Source organism: Neisseria sp. HMSC069H12 (genome assembly GCF_001812735.1).
In the GTDB taxonomy this organism is placed as follows: Bacteria; Pseudomonadota; Gammaproteobacteria; order Burkholderiales; family Neisseriaceae; genus Neisseria; species Neisseria subflava.
This window is the reverse complement of the sequence record NZ_KV810229.1, coordinates 1-19,425: the sequence shown is the minus strand read 5'-3', so window position 1 is coordinate 19,425 and position 19,425 is coordinate 1. Positions and strand designations below refer to the sequence as shown.

General features: G+C 52.0%; 12 protein-coding genes and 1 pseudogene. 9 read left to right on the top strand and 4 right to left on the bottom strand.

The annotated features are described in order from the left end of the window. Window positions 1-360: 360 nt before the first annotated feature. Entirely contained in the window at window positions 361-1,869 is a 1,509-nt protein-coding gene (gene nadB / locus HMPREF2872_RS00065; RefSeq protein WP_070630299.1) for an L-aspartate oxidase, read from the bottom strand. A 206-nt stretch (window positions 1,870-2,075) separates the two neighbouring features. Continuing rightward, the gene (gene nadA / locus HMPREF2872_RS00060) at window positions 2,076-3,188 is read right to left on the bottom strand and encodes a quinolinate synthase NadA (protein WP_049351018.1); all 1,113 of its coding nucleotides are present in this window, start codon (window positions 3,186-3,188) and stop codon (window positions 2,076-2,078) included. A gap of 156 nt (window positions 3,189-3,344) precedes the next feature. Between nadA and HMPREF2872_RS00055 the strand changes: the two genes are divergently transcribed. Together HMPREF2872_RS00055 and nadC are read left to right on the top strand one after the other, a co-directional pair. Next, window positions 3,345-4,283, top strand: coding sequence for an NUDIX hydrolase (locus HMPREF2872_RS00055; RefSeq protein ID WP_049351019.1), 939 nt, complete (start codon window positions 3,345-3,347; stop codon window positions 4,281-4,283). A 75-nt stretch (window positions 4,284-4,358) separates the two neighbouring features. After that, the gene (gene nadC / locus HMPREF2872_RS00050; protein WP_070630297.1) at window positions 4,359-5,240 is read left to right on the top strand and encodes a carboxylating nicotinate-nucleotide diphosphorylase; all 882 of its coding nucleotides are present in this window, start codon (window positions 4,359-4,361) and stop codon (window positions 5,238-5,240) included. 219 nt (window positions 5,241-5,459) lie between these two features. On the opposite strand, the pseudogene HMPREF2872_RS00045 reads toward nadC, so the two are convergent. Continuing rightward, a pseudogene (locus HMPREF2872_RS00045) lies at window positions 5,460-8,531 on the bottom strand (TonB-dependent receptor). 632 nt (window positions 8,532-9,163) lie between these two features. Next, complete coding sequence (locus HMPREF2872_RS00040) at window positions 9,164-10,150, bottom strand: GlxA family transcriptional regulator (RefSeq protein WP_070630295.1); 987 nt, start codon at window positions 10,148-10,150, stop codon at window positions 9,164-9,166. Window positions 10,151-10,247: 97 nt separating this feature from the next. Here HMPREF2872_RS00040 and HMPREF2872_RS00035 point away from each other — a divergent pair, with 97 nt between their 5' ends. From HMPREF2872_RS00035 to HMPREF2872_RS00005, 7 genes are all read left to right on the top strand, one after another. Continuing rightward, window positions 10,248-11,099: an MBL fold metallo-hydrolase gene (locus HMPREF2872_RS00035; RefSeq protein ID WP_003752403.1), complete on the top strand. Its 852-nt coding sequence runs from the start codon at window positions 10,248-10,250 to the stop codon at window positions 11,097-11,099. A gap of 312 nt (window positions 11,100-11,411) precedes the next feature. Next, complete coding sequence (locus tag HMPREF2872_RS00030; protein WP_070630294.1) at window positions 11,412-13,610, top strand: TonB-dependent hemoglobin/transferrin/lactoferrin family receptor; 2,199 nt, start codon at window positions 11,412-11,414, stop codon at window positions 13,608-13,610. A 72-nt stretch (window positions 13,611-13,682) separates the two neighbouring features. Beyond that, window positions 13,683-14,474: a heme/hemin ABC transporter substrate-binding protein gene (locus HMPREF2872_RS00025; RefSeq protein ID WP_049249087.1), complete on the top strand. Its 792-nt coding sequence runs from the start codon at window positions 13,683-13,685 to the stop codon at window positions 14,472-14,474. A gap of 149 nt (window positions 14,475-14,623) precedes the next feature. Beyond that, window positions 14,624-15,565: a FecCD family ABC transporter permease gene (locus HMPREF2872_RS00020; protein ID WP_070630293.1), complete on the top strand. Its 942-nt coding sequence runs from the start codon at window positions 14,624-14,626 to the stop codon at window positions 15,563-15,565. 46 nt (window positions 15,566-15,611) lie between these two features. Further along, window positions 15,612-16,337, top strand: a complete 726-nt coding sequence (locus HMPREF2872_RS00015; protein ID WP_070630291.1) for an ABC transporter ATP-binding protein — start codon at window positions 15,612-15,614, stop codon at window positions 16,335-16,337. Between the two features lie 274 nt (window positions 16,338-16,611). After that, on the top strand, window positions 16,612-18,432 hold the full coding sequence (gene hutW / locus HMPREF2872_RS00010; RefSeq protein ID WP_070630289.1) for a heme anaerobic degradation radical SAM methyltransferase ChuW/HutW: 1,821 nt from the start codon (window positions 16,612-16,614) through the stop codon (window positions 18,430-18,432). A 92-nt stretch (window positions 18,433-18,524) separates the two neighbouring features. Next, window positions 18,525-19,142 carry an NAD(P)H-binding protein gene (locus HMPREF2872_RS00005; RefSeq protein ID WP_070630288.1) on the top strand — a complete coding sequence of 206 codons (618 nt, stop codon included), beginning with the start codon at window positions 18,525-18,527 and terminating at the stop codon, window positions 19,140-19,142. Window positions 19,143-19,425 lie beyond the last annotated feature (283 nt).

Here is a 19,425-nt window from a genome sequence, read left to right as displayed (position 1 = left end):
ACTCCAATTTTTAGTATAAAATCAATAGGTTTTGATAGAAATTTGGCTGTTTAATTTTACTGTGACTCTATTATCCCTGACAAAATAGGGTAGGGAAAAGATAGTGAATTGTGCTAACTTTGTTTGAACTTATTCAAAACTGTTCAGATGGTCTTATTTCATTAATCCTATCTTTTTTCTCTCTACAAAATGCAAAGACCATTGTTGATTAGTTATTATCGCTTATAACTACTGTCAATCCCTGCATTTTAGTTTCCACCGTTTCTCCTACTTTCTTTCAATCTTTCCTAAATCATGTGTGAACCTTTTCTTTTTCAGTCAATGACTTTATTTATTGAAGAAATGTTTTCACTATCAGCCTTAACAATCACTATTAAAATGTGCTCCGATGTTCTGTCTCCGCCTGTATGCGGCTTGGGTGACGGCGAGGCTGCATTCGAGCAGGTTGCGGTTTTCGTATTCGGACGCGGTGTGCGGCTCGGCTTGGTTTTGCTTCCAAAGCCGCAGTTGGGCGATGGCGCGGCGCAGGCCGGTATCGTTGCGGAGGATACCGAGATGGTGTTGGTTGAAGGCTTGCAGGACGGGGCGGCTGAATGTGTTTTGGAGGTCGTCTGAAAAGATGCCTGCTTCGGCGGAGGGGTTTTCAGACGACCTTTGGGGCAGTGCGGTTTGGAACGCTTGTCCGTCTGCGATGGTTTGGGCGGCAAGCCTGGCGGTAACGACGCATTCGAGCAGGGAGTTGCTGGCGAGGCGGTTGGCTCCGTGCAGCCCTGTGCAGGCGGTTTCGCCTAAGGCGTAGAGCTGTGGCAGGGAAGTTCTGCCGCAGGGGTCGGTTTGGATGCCGCCGCAGGTGTAGTGTTGCACTGGACGGACGGGGATGGCTTGGCGCGTGATATCCAAACCGCATTGGGATAAACAGTGTCGATGGATGGACGGGAAATGCTGACGGACGAACTCTGCGGGTTGATGGCTGATGTCGAGCGAGACGAAGTCTTGCGTTTGCTTGGCGATTTCGGCGGCGATGGCGCGGGCAACGATGTCGCGCGGCGCGAGTTCGGCGCGGCGGTCGTAATGCGGCATAAACCGTTCGCCCGCTTGGTTGGTCAGAATGCCGCCTTCGCCGCGCACGGCTTCGGAAATCAGGAAGGTGCGGCCGTTTTCAGACGACCTTGCCAAGCCTGTGGGGTGGAATTGGATAAATTCGAGGTTTTCGACTGCGCAACCTGCGCGTATTGCCATGGCGATGGCGTCGCCCGTGCATTCGGGCGGCGTGGTGGTGGCGGCGTAAATTTGCCCGAGGCCGCCGCCCGCGAGTACGGTATGGCGGGCGCGGATGCGGTAGGTTTCTTGCGTTCGGCAGTCGAGGACGGTCAGTCCGCACGCTGCGCCTGATTCGGTTTGAATGTCCAACGCCATCTGCCGCTCGCAAACGCGGATGTTCGGGCGGCGGCGTATTTGGGCAATCAGGCTCTGCATGACGGCTTCGCCCGTGTAATCGGCGACGTGGGCGATTCGGCGGCAGGTATGCCCGCCTTCGCGCGTCAGGTGCAGGCCGTTATTATTTTGGTCGAACGCCACGCCCTGCGCCAGCAGCCATTCGATTGCCGGTTTGCCCTGCGACAGGATGGTGCGGACGGCGGCTTCGTCGCACAAACCCGCGCCCGCCTCCAAGGTATCGGCAACGTGTTTTTCGATGTCGTCCTCTCCCGACCACGCCGCCGCAATCCCGCCTTGCGCATGACGGCTGGCGGTGTCGTCCAGCCGGTTTTTGCACAAAATGACGATGCGGAACGATTCAGGCAGCGACAGGGCGAGCGTCAGTGCCGCCAGCCCGTTTCCGGCAATCAATACGTCGCAATCGGTTTGCATGGTGTTGTCCTTGTTTGAGAGGTCGTCTGAAACGGTATAGTGGATTAAATTTAAACCAGTACGGCGTTGCCTCGCCTTAGCTCAAAGAGAACGATTCTCTAAGGTGCTGAAGCACCAAGTGAATCGGTTCCGTACTAATTGTACTGTCTGCGGCTTCGTCGCCTTGTCCTGATTTTTGTTAATCCACTATAAATATTGACGGCAAATCAGGCGGGCCCCATGCCGTTGAACACATCCCCGCGCTTGAGTCCTGCCGCGAAGTCGAGCATACGCTGCAAAGGCAGTTTGGCGGCTTCGCCCAGCTTCCTGTCCAACAGGATTTCGTTGCGCCCGCCTGTTAGGGCGTATTTGATGCCGCCCAGCGAATTCATCGCCATCCACGGGCAGAACGCGCAGCTTTTGCAGCTTCCGCCGTTGCCCGCCGTCGGCGCGGCGATAAATTCTTTGTCGGGCGCCTGCTTTTGCATTTCGTGCAGGATGCCCAAATCGGTTGCCACGATGAATTTTTTTTCGGGACGCGATACGGCGGCCTTCAGCAGTTTGCTGGTCGAGCCGACCACGTCGCCTAATTCGATGACGCTTTGCGGCGATTCGGGGTGAACCAGCACCGCCGCGTCGGGGTGCTTCGCCTTCAAGGCCGCCAGCTCCTGCCCTTTGAATTCGTTGTGGACGATGCACGAACCCTGCCACAGCAGCATATCCGCGCCCGTTTCGCGGCGGATGTAGTCGCCGAGATGGCGGTCGGGCCCCCAAATCAGCTTCTCGCCGCGCGATTTCAAATACGACACGATTTCCAACGCCACCGAAGACGTTACCACCCAGTCGGCACGCGCTTTCACGGCGGCGGAAGTGTTGGCGTACACCACCACCGTACGGTCGGGGTGTCGGTCGCAAAACGCCGAAAACGCCTCTTCCGGGCAGCCCAAATCCAAAGAACATTCCGCCTCCAAATCGGGCATCAGTACTGTTTTTTCAGGGCAGAGGATTTTCGCGCTCTCGCCCATGAAGCGCACGCCCGCCACCACCAGCGTGCCGGCTTCATGTTCCGCGCCGAAGCGCGCCATCTCCAGCGAATCGCCCACGCACCCGCCCGTTTCCAAAGCCAAATCCTGAATCAGCGGATCAACATAATAATGCGCTACCAAAACTGCGTTTTTTTCCTTCAGCAAAGCCTTGATTTCGTTTTTCAGGTAGCCCGCCGTCTCGCGGTCTGGCGTATCGGCAACCTTCGCCCAAGCCTGTCGGATTTGGCAGGCGGAAGTCGGCGTTTGGATGAGGGGCATGTCGTAATCGAACGAGCGGCGGGCGGCGGTTTGCATGATGTTTCCTTGTGGCTGGTTTTTCAGACGGCATGAAGGTTTGCCGTTTATATTTTGAAATAGTTTTATATTATGCTCAAATTGAGTATAATATGCAAGGTCGTCTGAAAACCGCTTTGGTTTACAATAAGGTTTTCTCTTGAATGAAAGCCATGCATGGATGCCTATCCTGAAACAGCGGTCAATCCGCAAAGTATCGTCGAGCTTGTTCCTGTATTGATCGCTATTACAAACGGCAGCTTGAGGGTTTTGACAGTTGCCCAGGGAGAGCTATTACCCAATGGCTTGCTTGCACCACTTCGCCACTCTCTGCAAGCAGGGGTCAGGATGTGGGTTGCCAAACAGACATCACAGCCTATGGGCTATGTAGAACAGCTTTATACGTTTGTAGATACGAGCCGCCAAAATGAACAAGGCTTACCTGTCTTATACGTCAGCTATTTAGGACTGGTGCGCGAGGCGGCCGACAACATCCTGCATCCCGACGCGAAATGGCAGGACTGCTATTGCTATTTTCCGTGGGAAGATTTACGTAGCGCCGGTAGGCAACATGAGACCATCGTCAGCCGCCTGCGCATTTGGGCAAACTCTGCGGATACGGAGGAAGTACGCCAAAAACGACTCAAGCGTATTCATTTGTGCTGGGGGGTAGAACCTGAAAACTGGTCGGAAGAATACGTTTTGCAACGCTATGAAATGCTGTATGAAAGCGGCCTGATAGCGGAAGCCGCCGAGCCGCAGGCAAACTTCGACTTCGCGCTCACGGGGCAGCCCATGCGCCACGACCATCGCCGCGTACTGGCGACAGCCTTATCCCGCCTACGCGCCAAAATCAAATACCGCCCCGTGATTTTCGAACTGATGCCGCCCGAATTTACACTGCTGCAACTGCAAAACAGCGTCGAAGCCATCAGCGGCAGATTGCTGCATAAGCAAAACTTCCGCCGCCAGATTCAGCAGCAAAACCTTATCGAGCCGTCGGATACCGGCGTATCAGGCAGTAAAGGCCGTCCTGCTCAGCTTTACCGCTTCCGCGACGATGTCCTGCCCGATCAGTTGATTTCTGATATCGGACTGCCGCTGGGCAGCCGTTAGCCCATTTTCAGACGACCTCAAATGAAGTTTTTCCCCATCGGTGCAACATCAATCTTTTTCAACAAAGGAAACCCCATGTCGTCTGAAAACACCCTCTTCCCCCTGCCCGACACCCTGTTGCGCCCCATGGTGGAACAAGCCTTGAGCGAAGATTTGGGCAGGCGCGGCGACATTACGTCCGCCGCCGTCATCGCGCCCGACAAAACCGCCAAACTCTTCCTCGTCAGCCGTGAAGACGGCGTCATCGCCGGCATGGACTTGGCGCGTCTCGCCTTTCAGACGATGGATCCGTCCGTCCGCTTCCAAGCCGAAATCCAAGACGGGCAAACCGTCCGCGCAGGTCAGACGCTTGCCGCCGTCGAAGGCAACGCCCGCGCCCTGCTCGCCGCCGAACGCACCGCACTCAACTACCTCACGCACTTAAGCGGCATCGCCACCGCCACCGCGTGTGCCGTTGTCGAAGTCGCTGAATACGGCACAGACATCGTGTGCAGCCGCAAAACCATCCCCCTGCTGCGCGTCCTGCAAAAATACGCCGTCAGGGCAGGCGGCGGCGTAAACCACCGTATGGGTTTGGACGACGCCGTACTCATTAAAGACAACCATCTCGCCTATTGCGACAGCATCGCCCAAGCCGTTCGGCAGGCAAAACAGGCAGTTGGACCGTTGACTTGCGTGGAAATCGAAGTGGACACGTTGCCCCAACTGGACGAAGCCATCGCGGCGGGCGCAGAACGGATTTTGCTGGACAACATGGACGACGAAACCCTGAAAGAAGCGGCAAACCGCTGCCACACGCAAACCGCCCACCCCCACACCATCTATTGCGAAGCATCGGGCGGCATCGGCTTCGACCGCCTGAAGCGCGTGGCACAAACCGGCGTGGACGGCATCGCCCTTGGCTATCTGACCCACAGCAGCCGTTCGCTGGACATAGGGTTGGATTTCGTGGCTTAAATTTTGAGTTTGCTATAAAGCAAAGGCCGTCTGAAATATAGACGTTTCATTTTCAAGCAGCCTTTTTAATTCCAAAGCAGAAGATATAAAAATTATGCAGGTTAGCTTCAACTTTCATATAACATGAAAGAGTAGGGCATAACTAAGCCATCATGTAAAAAGCCGTCTAAAACCCAATGTTCAGACGGCCTTTTTACTCCCCAAATGATTAATTGGTCATTACCATTTTCCAGTTATCCCAATGCGTATTGTCCTGCCCGGTGCAGGCAGATAGGAGCGGCTCATCGGGTCGAGGTAGTAGCGGTTGGTCAGATTGCTGCCCACCAGCTCGGCAGTCAGGTTTTTACCGATTTTGTAGCGCAGGTAGGCGACAGGCTGCCAACGCATGGTATCTGTATCCGCTTGAAGATTATAGTCATTGATACGGTTTAATTGATCGTAATATGCCTGCCATACCGTACGGCAGTTTTGATAAACACGGCTGTGGTAATGAAAGCGGATACCGCTTTCCAATTTGTTGTGGAAGAAGCGTCCACCCAAGTCGGCATCAACCGACCAGCGCGGCTGAACCATACTGGCAAGATAACCGTTATCGGTCAAACCGCCGTAATTGCATTCGGGAGCAGGAATAAATCCGCCGCCAGTCAAGTAACTGGAATCATGTACACTGGAAACGGAAAAAGATTTGTCGCAAACTTTGTTTTTGAGCGTACGCAATACGCCGACTCCTCCAAAAAACCTGCCGCTGTCGAAGCGTGCCTGTAACTCCACGCCGGTACGGATTTGTTTGTCGAATTGCTCGAATTCAAAATTCTCGTCCCTGTCGATGATATTTTTGGTTTTGTTGCGGAAGTAGTTGATGCGGAAATCCGCATTTTTCATTTTTGGAAACAGTCCAGTTAAATCATGAATGTAGCCGACTTCCCAGTTTTTGGCGTATTCGGGCTGCCAACCGTATCCCATTCGCGCAAATGAACCCGCAGCAGTCGAGAAGCCATAAGTCCCCTCAAATATGCTGGGGAAACGTAGGGATTCGGTATAGCGCAGATAAGCTCGGGCATTATCGGTAAAATTGACGGCGGCTGAGAATGCAGGAGCCCATCCGCTGCCACCCTGTTTGTGGGCACGTTGTAGTTCAGCAGGGGTAATCGGGGATCTGTATATTTTGTCGCTACGAGGCATAAACATATATTTCTGGACTGTGCGCAGACTGTCCGGATCGTTTGGATCGTAGGCAGGATTGACGGTTTGGCTGTGTAAATCGAAAACGGTAAACCAGGGGTTGTCAGCAGGATTCAGACGACCTCTATCGTCTTTACGCCAATAGTATTTCAGCTTGTCCAGCCTTGGTCTGTTTTCGTCATTATGAGGTTGGGGATTTAATATTGCCACCCCTCTATCATCTATTTCAATACTGTCTCTTGCCGCATTGAATTCGTCATTGTTAATCGCATTCAGATAATCACGATATTCCTGCTCGGTTGCTACACGGGTAAACTGAAATACCTCACCTCGATTGACTTGTAAGGGATTGTTGTATTTGTCAAATCCGGTTTTCAGCCGCTCGTTGTCGTCCTGTATCTTGAAGTTGGTATAGCGCGCTCCTGCCGTCAGAGTCAGCCAGCTCATCGGCTGGTAGCGGAAATTGAAACCAAAATTCCATTCTCTGCGCCTACCGTTCCTCGGCTCGCCGAATCTTGTCAGTTCGGTATTGGTAGCCAATTGTGATGCCTCTATTTCTTCCCTGTATTTATCCAAACCATCATGACTTAATTCTTCTGAAAACTCATTACGGGATCTCAATTTTTCATTTTGGAAATCTCCCATTAAGGTCAGCGTCAGCTTATCGTGCAATTTCATACGGTTGGAAAAGTTGAAACCGTTGCGGGTATTGTTGGCATAGTAGGCATTACCCTCTATGGTATTGAAGCGTCCGTTGGTGTTTGGAAGCTGTTCGACACCATCCGTCCTGTCTTCATACATGGCATCACCGGGCGAACCGCCTGCGGTATTGGTTTTGGATTTGGTACGGGTCGTCCACAATGACGCATCGAAATCTATCCAACGGTTGCCTTCGGGCTTCCATGAATAATCGATATTGTAGGAACGCTGTTTGACCCATGCCCTCGGCCATTCGGCAATTTTATTCAGATTATCCGGCGTACTGAATAGCGGACCAATGACGCGGGAGGGCATGATTTCACCAAAAATGGAGTCTGTATGACGCAGCCCGAATTTCAAGGTTTGGCGGTTGGGCAAGCGGAAGGTAGTTTTGCCTAGCCATGATTTATTTTCCAGCGAAGTATTGGTTACTTCGCCGCCCGGATGGTAGAAAAGCCCAATTCTCGCAATATCAGGTGCGCCCAACATTGCCTCGCTTCCGTAGAATTTTTCGCCTCTTGCAGCGGCATCTGCAATCTGTCTGTTTAATTCATTGACCGTCTCCATTGTCCAAGGACCGATATAACCGTAGCGTTCCGCCCCTTTTTTGCCGGAGAAATAATTGCCTTTACTGCGGTAGGCGTAGGCGAGCATGGCATCGAAATTGTCCTGCTTGGTGGCGACGGCAATACGGTAGGCTTTATCCTCACCAAATTTATTGCGTCCGCTAAAACGTTGGCTGACTCGGTCGGTATCGTCCAACATTGCCCGCCAAATACCGCCGAGTGCGACGGTAGGATCATCCAATGTCCGATAATCGACTGATTTTTCATAGATATTGGCACGTTGTTTGATGGAATTATTGGCAGCCTCCGCCTTCACTTCAAAGCCGTATTTCTGCCCTTCGGGGACAATATCGTCGGCATCGATGGTTTTCAGGGCGACGGAGCCGCCTATGCCGCTTTTCATATCACGGCTGAACGATGGGCCTTTTTCGATGGAAACGCTGCTGATGATGTTGGGGTCGACGTAGTTGCGGTTGTTTGCGCCTGCGTAGCCGCGCCAGACGGTAATCGCCTGCTCCGTGCCGTCGATGGTAACGGGAATCCGTCCCTGTCACTGTACGCCGCGTATATTGGGATCCAGCGCGCCGCTGTACACGCCGGACATACCGCTCAAAAGGTCGGATACGGTGTTGCCTTTGAAGGTCTCAACTTCGTTTTTGCCTTTGTAAAGATTGACGACTTCGCGGGTATAGACCCGGTTTTTACCGATTTTGTCTTTATTGCGTGTGCCTTTGACCGTGATGGTATCGAGAATAACTGTCGAATTGTCTGCAGCATAAACGGCAGGGACGAAACCAATGGCGGCGATACAGGCGGAGAGGGTGGTGACTTTAATCGGTTGCATAGAATGTATCCATATAACTTGATTGGTAAGGCCATCTGAATGAGACAGATCGAATAGATGCGATTACACTCTGACTAAAATAATACAAATAAGTTTGATTATTATTTATGATTTTGTGAAATTCTAACTAATTTTTAATAATATAGAAATGTTTTTTGAGTTTGAGGTAAATAGAAGGGTGAGGGATAAGTGGAACAAATAAAAGCCTGTTTGAAAATTTCAGACAGGCTTGGATTCAGATTTCAAATGCAACATTCGGGTACCAGTGGTTGGAACAGATTCAAGAATAAAACACTTGGCGTTCCGTGGCTAAATGTTTTTTCGGTGATGCGCCTTTCGATCTTTGTCGATTATCTTGATGAAGGTGGCGGTAAACGGTGCTGTGATGGAATGTCATCTGGTGGTGTTTGTACAGGTAGGCGTAACGAATACATATGCTCTGTTCCTTTGTAGAGAGAGCGGAAATCACCGTATGCGGCGTGAATTAGATGAAGTTAATACGCCTGCCTTGGGCAAGTATTTGTCTGACTTTCACGTTTTATTCCGCCTGCGGCAGTTTGGCGGGAAACTCGGTTTCAGTGGAGACCTCCGAAGCAGCCCGCACTCAGGTATTTTGGATTGACTAACGCGAGCTATCTGCCAAATACTTTCCGCCAGGCATTCGGATTGATTTTAAACTTGGCTTTGAACTGCAAACGTAGGTTTGCCGCGCTGCCGAAGCCGCTTTGTTCGGCGATGCGTTCTATCGGCAAATCCGTATTTTCCAACAAATCCTGTACCTGCCATAGCCGCTCTGTGGTGAGCCATTCACCGAAATTCATGCCTGTGGCTTGAGAAAAATGGCGGATAAAGGTACGACGGGAAACAGCTAATTTTTTTGCCAAATCGTCCAAGCGGTATGGGGTGGCAAGGTTTTGGCGCAGTTCGTCCAATAAGTGATTGATTTTGTCATCGGCGGTACGACGTTCGACAGGTCGGTGGATAAACTGTGCCTGCCCGCCTTCGCGGTGTGGTGCCGCAACCAAGGTACGGGCAAGGTCGTTAGCAACGGTTGCACCGTGGATTTTGCGGACGAGGTACAGGCAGCAATCCAGCCCGCCCGCCGCACCTGCCGATGTTAAAAAGTTGCCGTCTTCCGCATATAGGCGGTTGGTATCCAGATGAATTTTAGGGAAACGGCGGACAAAGTCGTCTTCGGCAAGCCAGTGGGTGGCAGCGGTTCTGCCGTCTAAAAGTCCTGTGTAGGCAAGGGCGTAAGTGCCGTAACATAGGGCGGTGATATGCGCGCCACGTTGTACTGCTTTCTGTAAATGTGCGCTCAACTCAGGTGTCGGGGCTTCTTCAATATTGCGCCAGCCTGCGATGACGATGATGTCGGCTTCTTCCGTCAAATCCAAGCCACCGTGTACGGGAATACTTGCGCCCAGTGCCGTGATAACGTCTTTGCTGTCATCGGAACAGATTTTCAGGTCAAAGAGCGGATGGTTCCGATAGGTCGTCTGAAAAACAGAAAAGGGAATGTTGAAGACAAAATCATTCGTGCCTGATTGAGCATATAGCACGATTTTGGGAACAGTTTGATTTTGGCGAAACTCGTTACGCTCGTTTTCAGACGACATTTTGTCACTATCCTTGCGTTTATTGGCAATATTGCCTATTTTAACCGATGCACTTGCTGCTTAAAATACGCTCCATGATTTTTTAAGGAGCAACATCATGAAATTCAAGCAATTTATTCTTGCCACTGTTTTGGGCGCGACAGCCTTTTCCGCTTGGGCAGACGATTCATACCAACATATCCGTAACGCTACCGCCAAGGTCGAATATGCGGGGCAGACGTTTTTGATTGACCCGTTTTTCGCCCCCAAGCATTCCATGAACGGCTTTGCCGGCACGTTCAACAGCCAAGCCAAAATGCCGCTGGTCGGGCTGCCGATGAGCGTGAATAAAATTTTGGACGGTGTGGATGCGGTTATCGTTACCCATACTCACGAAGACCATTGGGACGAAACCGCCGCACGTTCCATTCCGAAAAACCTGCCCGTATATGTGCAGCACCAAGCCGACGCGGCAAAAATCCGCAGCCAAGGCTTTACTGATGTACGCGTGTTGAACGGCAGCACTGTCTTCAACGGCGTAACCATCAGCAAAACCGGCGGCGTACATGGCACAGAGGCCATGTATGCCAACCCGCAGCTAGCCGAAATCTTAGGTGATGCAATGGGTGTGGTATTCCAAAGCAGCGGACACAAAACCGCTTATATTATGGGTGATACTGTGTGGACGGCAGATGTAAACAAAGCATTGAACCGCTACAAACCCGATTATCTGATTATGAACACGGGCTACGCGCTGATTTCAGGCATTTCAGACGGCATTATTATGGGGACGGCTGATGTATTAAAAGCCAGCCAAGTCATGCCTAAAGCCAAAATCATCACCGTACACATGGATACCGTGAATCATACCGCTGTCAGCCGCGCCGATATGCGTAAATTTATACGCGGTCAAGGCATTGAAAGCCGTGTGAACGTTCCGGAAGACGGAGAAATCCTGAAACTGGATTGATAAACGGCTTATTACCCTAAAGCAGCCTGCACCTTGCTTTTCAAAGTGCAGGCTGCTTTTCGGATTTCAGACGGCCTTTAAAAGCAGTCTGCACAGGGTTTTCAGATAGCCTGAAAACTGCGTTTATGGCTTAACGGCCGCATCGCTGCCGTATCAGTCAATCATGGGCAGGTTAGAGCAGGCAGGCGTAGTCAGACGAATACATATGCTCCGCACCTTTGTTAGTGCTGTCTTGCAGTTCCCAAACTTGCAAAAACTGCCTATTTGTTTTATAAATGCAAACCATTATTATTTAAATAATAAGGTTATGTAATGAAAAAGAAAGCGATTGCCTGTGTAGTAGGGGCGGTTTTTTCCGGACAGTTATATGCGGCTCAGATGCCGGTAGCTCAGGCAGAAATAGAGCCTGTGGTGGTTACGGCCGACCGCAATGCGCAAACCTTGGATAAAGCCGCGCCGAATGTGTCGGTTGTCGGACGTAAAACCTTGAATCAAGCCTCGGCGCAGAATTTGGACGATATCGTGATGTATGAGCCCGGCGTCAGCGTGCCGTCAGACAACAACCGCCGCGGTCATGCCAGTATCAATATCCGAGGCATAGACGGCAACCGCATCCTGATGATGGTGGACGGCGTGCGCATTCCCGAGTCCTACGCGGGCGGCGGTTCCAACGGCGCGATTTCGGGACGCGATATGGTCGAAAGCGACACGCTCAAACAGGTCGATATTGTCAAAGGCCCTTATTCCGCGCTGTACGGCAGTGATGCACTCGGCGGTGTGGTGAATATGGTGACGCTTTCTCCGAGTGATTTCGTCGATGAGGGCAAACGCGGTTATTTTGGGCTGAAATACGGCTACCGTAGCCGCGACCGCAGCCACGGTGTAACGGCGACAGCCGCCGGTTTCCATGAAAACGCCGAAGGCCTGCTAATGCTGACGCGTCGCCAAGGGCACGAAACGGAAAACATGGGCGGCGACAAAAGCTACTCGACTTCGCGCACCGCCACCAATCCGCAGAAAAACAATGCCTACAATATTTTGGCGAAAGGCAGTATCGGCAACGAACGTCACCGTTTTGAAACCTTGTACGAACAGTATTACCACGCCAACGACACCGTGTTGGCAAACGGCTTGGGTTCGCAATCGCGCGGGCCGGTAACGGTAACGACTTCGGAAAGCAACGCCCGCGACCGCATCCGCCGCCAACGCATTGAAGCAGGCTACCGCTACACTGGCGAAGGCCGTCTGAAAGAAGCGAACCTGACTGCCTATCAGCAAAAACTGCGCACGGAAGACGATGCCGTCGATGTCAGTATTACCCGCATGGGCGCGCGCCAACTGGGCAACTCGACCCGCTATTCCGATTACGGCTTCGAGCAGGTGATACGCGGTCTAACCGGACGCGGCGTGTGGGAATTTGACGGCGCGGTCAAACAAACCGTCGTTGCCGGTGCCGAATACAAACATACCGAAACCGCCCGTCCGCGCGACAGCCTGACCGTGGACAACCTGACCGGCGCCGTCAGCAAAGTCTATGCGGGCAGCACCTATCCGAACAAAACCTTTCCCGACAGCAAACGCAAAACCCTCAGCCTGTACGCGCAAGACAGCCTGACCTTCGGCAACGGCATTGTTCTAACTCCGGCCTTACGTTACGAAAAAGACAAGCTGAACACGTCGACCGACCAAGCCTATCTCAACGCCAATCCCACTGGAACGGCGACGCGCTTCAGTGATTCCGCGTTTACGCCCAGCCTGCGCCTGAGCATGCCTATGGGTGAGCAGTTCACCGGTTTTGCCACTTATTCCCAAGGCTTCCGCACGCCTCCGTTTGACAGCGCGACCATGGCGTTTGCCAATACAACCTACGGCTATGCCGTCATTCCCAATGCCAACCTCAAATCCGAACGCTCCAACAGCTTTGAATTGGGGATGAAGTTCAAAAACGACCGTGCCCGCGCGCAAGTCACCGCGTTCTACAACCGTTACCGCAACTTCATCAACCGCACTGAAATCGGTACCTCGACCGTTGGCGGTCGCCCGATTATCCAGTACCAATATCAAAATCTGGATAGGGTCAAAACCTACGGTGCCGAAGCCTCCGCCGCCTACAAATTCCTGCCCGACTGGCAGGTTTCGGGCAGCATCGCGTGGATGCGCGGTGAGCAGCAGGACGGCAAACCGTTGGATTCCGCTTATCCGCTCAACGGCGTTTTGGGCTTGGATTACACGCAGGAAAAATGGGGTGTGGGTACCAAGCTGCGCTGGTCGAAAAAACACAGCCGCGTCAGCAGCGACACTGTTTTCCAAGCGCCGGGTTATGGCGTATGGGATGTCGGCGCGTGGTACAAGCCGTTTAAAAACCTCGAAATCGGCGTAAACATTTACAACGTCGGCAACAAAAAATACTGGCAGCACGCAGACGTTGCCGGCATGAGCCGTACCAGTGTGATGGACTTGTACACCGAAACCGGCCGCAATTTCGCCGCAACCGTACAACTTAAATTCTAATGTGATTCAACCGTTTTCAGACGGCCTGAGAAAATGAGCAGGCCGTCTGAAAGCATGCAACAAGGAAAAACAATGAAACTCAAACTCCTCCTGCTTTCCGCGTTTATTTCGTTGGCCGGCACTGCACACGCGCAACGCATCGTCGTGTTAACCCCCGATACGGCAGACATCGTTGCCGCACTCGGCGCATTGGACGAAATCGTCGGCCGCGATCAGACCGTTCAAAATCCGGCGTTGAAAAACAAGCCCAGTATCGGCATTCATCGCCGTCTGACGGTTGAACCGATTGTGGCCGCCAAACCCGACATCGCCATCGGTTCATGGATGGCGCAGCCTGCCGATATTTTTGCCCACCTGCAAAAAGCAGGCATTAAAGCCGTCAATGTTGCGCCCGATGACAGCATCGCCGCCTATCCGCAAAGTATCCGCAACATCGGTCAGCTTATCGGCAAAAGCGCGCAGGCGGACAAGTTGGCCAGTAAGTGGCAGGCGGATATGAAACAGCAGCCTTCCAGCGGCAAACGCTACCTCTTCAGCTACGACGGGCGCATCGTATCGGGCAAAAATACTGCCGCCGACGAAATCATCCGCCGTGCCGGCGGCATCAATGCCGCAGCCGCCATTGACGGCCTCAAACCGATGACGCGTGAGGCATGGATTGCGGCCAAACCCGATATCATCATTATTGCCGACCACAACACCGCCATGATAGGCAACGTCAAAACCTTTGCCGCACGCCCCGAAATCGCCGGCTCGCCTGCCGCGAAAAACGGCAAGATTTATTTGTGGAAGGCCAACGATATGTTCCGTTACGGGCTGGATACGCCGCAAGTGATTCAGCGTTTGCACGGTTTGGCGAAATAAATACGCTTGCTTCGAAAAGAGGCTGGATTGATGTTTGCTTTTTCAGACGGCCTCTGTTCAAACGCGCCCGCTTATTCCTTCTTTGTGCAGGCTTGTTCTCAAAATGCCGTCTGAAATCGTTATCCAATCCGCTTGAAACGCATTGCGCCATGAAACCGCATACCCTTACCCTCTGCCTGTTGCTTACTGCCGCCGCCGTTTATTTGTGTTGCGGCATCGGTTTTGGCGCGTGGGAATCGCCGTTGGCGATGGATGAAACCGTCCGCCAAATCCGTTTACCGCGCATCTATACCGCGCTTTTGGTCGGAGCCGGTTTGTCCGCTTCGGGTGCGGCATTGCAGGCTCTATTTGAGAACCCGCTGGCCGATCCGAGTTTGATCGGGACATCGGGTGGGGCGGCCTTGGGCGTGATTGTGCTATTGGCTTTGGGTGGTGGCGCGATGGGTGTGCCGGCGGCGGCTTTTCTCGGTGCATTGGGTGTGTGCCTGCTGATTTTGGCGGTGCACAAACTGCTCGGCGGCGGTACTTTGGGATTGCTGGTGTTGGGGTTTGTGTTGAGCGCGTTTTCGGGCGCGGTGGTCAGCATGATTTTGTTTTTATCTGACGATTTGATATTGCGTAGCGCGACCACATGGCTGTCGGGCAGCCTTGCCGAAGCCGGTTTTTCATCGCCTGTTGCGGCAATCGCGGTCATGTTGCCCGGTTTTCTGATTTTGTTGTCCGCAGGCAGGCGGCTGGACGTTTTGATGACGGGGGAAGACACGGCTTCCAGTATGGGTGTATCAGTTGGGGCATTGCGTGTGCAAACCGTAATCGGCGCGGCATTGATGACGGGGGCGGCAGTATCGCTTTCGGGCATCATCGGTTTTCTCGGCATGATGATCCCCAATGTGCTGGCGCAAACCGTCGGCGGTAGCCGGCGCAAACTGATTGCGCTGTCGGCTTGGTTGGGCGCAGTGTTTTTGATGGTGGTGGACGGGGCGGCGCGCTGGCTGACATACCCTGTCGATCTGCCGGTCGGTATCGTGATTGCCTTATTGGGCGGACCATTTTTTATGTATTTGTTTATCAAGCCTTTGAAAAGCCGTTGATGCCTAAACAGGCCGTCTGAAACTTCATTGCCCCATATCTTTTGCCATGCACACCTTATTTCAAATCTGTCATCTTTCTGTCCGCGTCCAAGACAAAACCCTGCTTGAAATCGATCAACTGGATATACCTTCGGGCATGACCGTCATTATCGGTCCGAATGGCGCGGGCAAATCCACTTTGTTGCGTGCCTTAATCGGGCAAACAGGGCAGGGGGAAATCACGCTTTTCGGTGAGGCCGTTGCGCCGCAAATCCGCGCGGGCAGGGTGGCATGGGTCGGGCAGCATGGCCGTTACAATATGCCGATGACCGTACGCGAATACATTGCGTTGGCGTCATTCATACAAAAAGGCCGTCTGAACCATGAATGGGCGGACGAGTTGCTCGATTATTTTGATTTGACGGCATTGGCGGATAAGCGCATCGGCAAGCTTTCAGGTGGCGAGCAACAACGCGCCAACATCATCCGCGCCCTGTTGCAAAACGCGCCGGTCTTGCTTTTGGACGAACCGTGCAACCATCTCGATATCCGCCACCAACACCGCCTGATGCAGTATTTGATCGGGCATTCAAACCGTGCCTCATCAATGATGGTATTGCACGATTTAAACCTCTCCGCGCGTTATGCGGAACATATTATTTTGATGGATAAAGGAAAAGTCGTTGCATCAGGCAAGGTGGGCGAAGTGATGCGTCCCGACTTGCTTGAATCGGTTTACGGTTGGCAGATACGCCGTTGCGAAGATGAAGCAGGGTTTTATTTCAGAAGCTGAGTGCCAACAGGCCGTCTGAAAAACGATAAAGAAAATTTATTTTATCGTTCAAAAATGAAACGAGATGGGAGGATATTCCCGACTTGAAGAACCAAATTTTGCGCATTTCACAAATAAAATGCCGATTTTCATCAAATAGAAATACATTTAATTATTTATAGAATACAATATTCTAAAATAATACTAATTTTAAATTACGCAAAAATATTGACAAGAAAACGATGATGGTTATTTAATATATAAATCTTATTAATAATTTTTATTAATCATTATCATGGTACAGCAGCTTGTTTGGACTCCGAAACAATCCGCGCCCAAGGCATTTCCCGAACGTCAGGCATTAATGCCCGTTTGGGGCGGTGTTCCAATGCCGCGTCCCCAGTGGCAGAACATTTGGAAGAAAAAGCTTCCCCATGCCACCGATGTGGACGCGCTTGCTTATCTGCATATTCCATTTTGCGCCAACCATTGCGTTTTTTGCGGCTTCTACCGTAATGCGTGGAAGGACAGCCAAAGCAGCGTGTACACCGACAAAATTATCGAAGAAATGGCCGCTGAAGCCGAAGTCCGTACAGGTAAGGGCAAAATCCGAGCTGTTTATTTCGGGGGCGGTACGCCTACCGCGTTGCTTACGGAAGACCTCGTCCGCCTGATTCGTGCCTGCTACCAATATCTGCCGCTTGCCGAAGATTGCGAGTTCACCATCGAAGGGCGCATGAGCCATTTCGATTTGGAAAAAGCACAGGCCTGCATCGAAGCAGGCGCCAACCGCATTTCCATCGGCGTGCAAACCTTCAATACCGCCATCCGCCGCCGTCTCGGCCGCAAACACAGCGGTGACGAAGCGTTTGAATATTTGGCAAAATTGTGCGAACTCGATGCCGTGATTGTAGCCGATTTGATGTTCGGCCTGCCCAATCAAACCGATGACGTTTGGCAAAACGATATCGCCCGCGCCGCCGAGCTGCCCTTGTCCGGTTTGGATACGTACGCGTTCAACCTTTATCCCATGCTGCCCATCAACCGCATGATTGAAAAAGGCGCATTTCCGACACCGCCGGGTTTCGATATTCAGGCAGACCAATATGCCTACACGGTTGAAACACTGCTGGAAAAAGGCTGGGAACAGGTCAGCAACAGCCACTTCGCCTATCCCGGCCGCGGCGAGCGCAACCGCTACAATACCCTGATCAAATCGGACATTCCCTGTTTGGCGTTCGGCTCCGGCGCAGGCGGTAACTTCGGCGGTTTCAGCTATCAGGTGCAGGGCGATTTGGAGAGTTATCTCGCCACGCCGAAAGGCGAGAAAAACATCACGTTTATGAGCGGCCATAGTCCAAATAAAGCACTGCTCAGCAAAGTCCAGCACGATATTGAAACAGGCCGTCTGAATCCATTATTGTTCGACGGCAACAAAGCAGCGCAAAAGCTGATTGCCCAATGGCAGGAAATGCAGCTTTTTAAAGAACCCGATCCAGACGGCCTGATCCGTTTGAATACCAGCGGCCGTTATTGGTCGCCCACCCTTATCCGCAAACTCATGCTCACTCTTCCGACTCAAGAAAAGGATCAAACCATGCAAAAACTTTCAGCCGAACAACAAACCATGTTGCGTCAATCATTGGAAAAAAATCCCGGTCAAGTACTGGAAATGCTGGCAGCGCAAAACCAATGCAGTTTTGAAGACGTTATCCGCTGTCTGCCAGAAGAGAACGTGCGTCAAACCGAAGGCAGCCGCATAGTCGAAATCCTCCAAGCCATTGCCGCATGGGATGAATCCGTAACCTTCATCGCCCACACCCCCGATGCCATCGTCGAAGTCAGCGGCAAACTGCCTAACGGCAAAGTCGGCCGCGGTTTCTACAACTTTGACCATCCTGAAACCGATGGCGGCGTACACGGTCATATCTATTACGAAAACTGCGCCTCCATCTACCTTTTGGAACGCCCGTTCATGGGCAAAGCTACTTGCTCGCTCAACTTTATCAACCGCAACGGCGGCGCCATGTTTAAAATTTTCGTCGGCCGCGATGAGGCAGGCGAGTTGAAACAACACCAAATCGAAGCCATGCGCAAATTGTTTGATGCCGCTTAAACGGTTTCAGACGGTCTGATAATCCGTTCCTTGTTGCATAGAGGAGCGGATTTTCTAACAACAAACATCTACCATACAAAGGAACCCCAAACATGCAACTCATCTTCGGAGCCAACGGCCCGTCCGGCCGCGCCTATATCAGCACATTGACTGACTCAGCCGATACCGTCGCCGTATTGAGAAGGCCGTCTGAAGACAGCTTTTTTGCCGAACACAATATCCAAACCGTCGTCGCCGATGCGCTTGATGCCGACGCGCTCGATAAAGCGTTGGCACAATATCGTCCCGATACTGTGATCAGTTTTGTCGGCGGCAAAAACGAAGAGGGCATCCGCAGCGATGCGCTGGGCAATATCAACATCATTGCCGCTACGAAAGCCGCCAATCCGCAAGCCCGCTTTGTACTGATTACCAGCATGGGCTGCGGTGAACAATGGGACATGATGAGCGAGCCGTTCAAACAGGCACTCGGCGAAGCCGTCCGTGCCAAAACAGAAGCTGAAATCTATCTCAAACAAAGCGGTTTGAATTGGACCATCCTGCGCCCCTGCGGCCTTGCTGATGGCGAAGATAATACCTATACCTTGACACAAAATGCCCAAGAAATTCCGCAAAAATACATGACGCGCAACGGCTTGGCCGCCGCTGTTGCTGCCATTGTCGGCCAAGCGGACAGCAAGGGCGAAACGTATAGCGTTGGTGCGGCATAAACGGATTGAGTAGATTGCCCACTTTCTCTTTATTAAAGTTGGAGTAGGTAATTGATTAGCAGCCGATCAAAACAATAAAGGATTTGCTTAGAAAAGGGTGGGAGATATAAATAAAAAGGCCGTATGAAAATTTCAGACGGCCTTTTATGTTTGAATTCTGTAAGTGATTATACTACTGAGAGAAACAGGAGTTGGCAGGCTAAAATATTAGACTTATGAATTTAACATAATATAAATTATGTAGTTTTTCACTATACCTAACAATCGCCGTTGTTTATTCCTG

Coding starts and splice junctions, on each gene's coding strand:
- nadB (WP_070630299.1), bottom strand. CDS start 1,869: ATGCAAACCGATTGCGACGTATTGATTGCCGGAAACGGGCTGGCGGCA.
- nadA (WP_049351018.1), bottom strand. CDS start 3,188: ATGCAAACCGCCGCCCGCCGCTCGTTCGATTACGACATGCCCCTCATC.
- HMPREF2872_RS00055 (WP_049351019.1), top strand. CDS start 3,345: ATGGATGCCTATCCTGAAACAGCGGTCAATCCGCAAAGTATCGTCGAG.
- nadC (WP_070630297.1), top strand. CDS start 4,359: ATGTCGTCTGAAAACACCCTCTTCCCCCTGCCCGACACCCTGTTGCGC.
- HMPREF2872_RS00040 (WP_070630295.1), bottom strand. CDS start 10,150: ATGTCGTCTGAAAACGAGCGTAACGAGTTTCGCCAAAATCAAACTGTT.
- HMPREF2872_RS00035 (WP_003752403.1), top strand. CDS start 10,248: ATGAAATTCAAGCAATTTATTCTTGCCACTGTTTTGGGCGCGACAGCC.
- HMPREF2872_RS00030 (WP_070630294.1), top strand. CDS start 11,412: ATGAAAAAGAAAGCGATTGCCTGTGTAGTAGGGGCGGTTTTTTCCGGA.
- HMPREF2872_RS00025 (WP_049249087.1), top strand. CDS start 13,683: ATGAAACTCAAACTCCTCCTGCTTTCCGCGTTTATTTCGTTGGCCGGC.
- HMPREF2872_RS00020 (WP_070630293.1), top strand. CDS start 14,624: ATGAAACCGCATACCCTTACCCTCTGCCTGTTGCTTACTGCCGCCGCC.
- HMPREF2872_RS00015 (WP_070630291.1), top strand. CDS start 15,612: ATGCACACCTTATTTCAAATCTGTCATCTTTCTGTCCGCGTCCAAGAC.
- hutW (WP_070630289.1), top strand. CDS start 16,612: ATGGTACAGCAGCTTGTTTGGACTCCGAAACAATCCGCGCCCAAGGCA.
- HMPREF2872_RS00005 (WP_070630288.1), top strand. CDS start 18,525: ATGCAACTCATCTTCGGAGCCAACGGCCCGTCCGGCCGCGCCTATATC.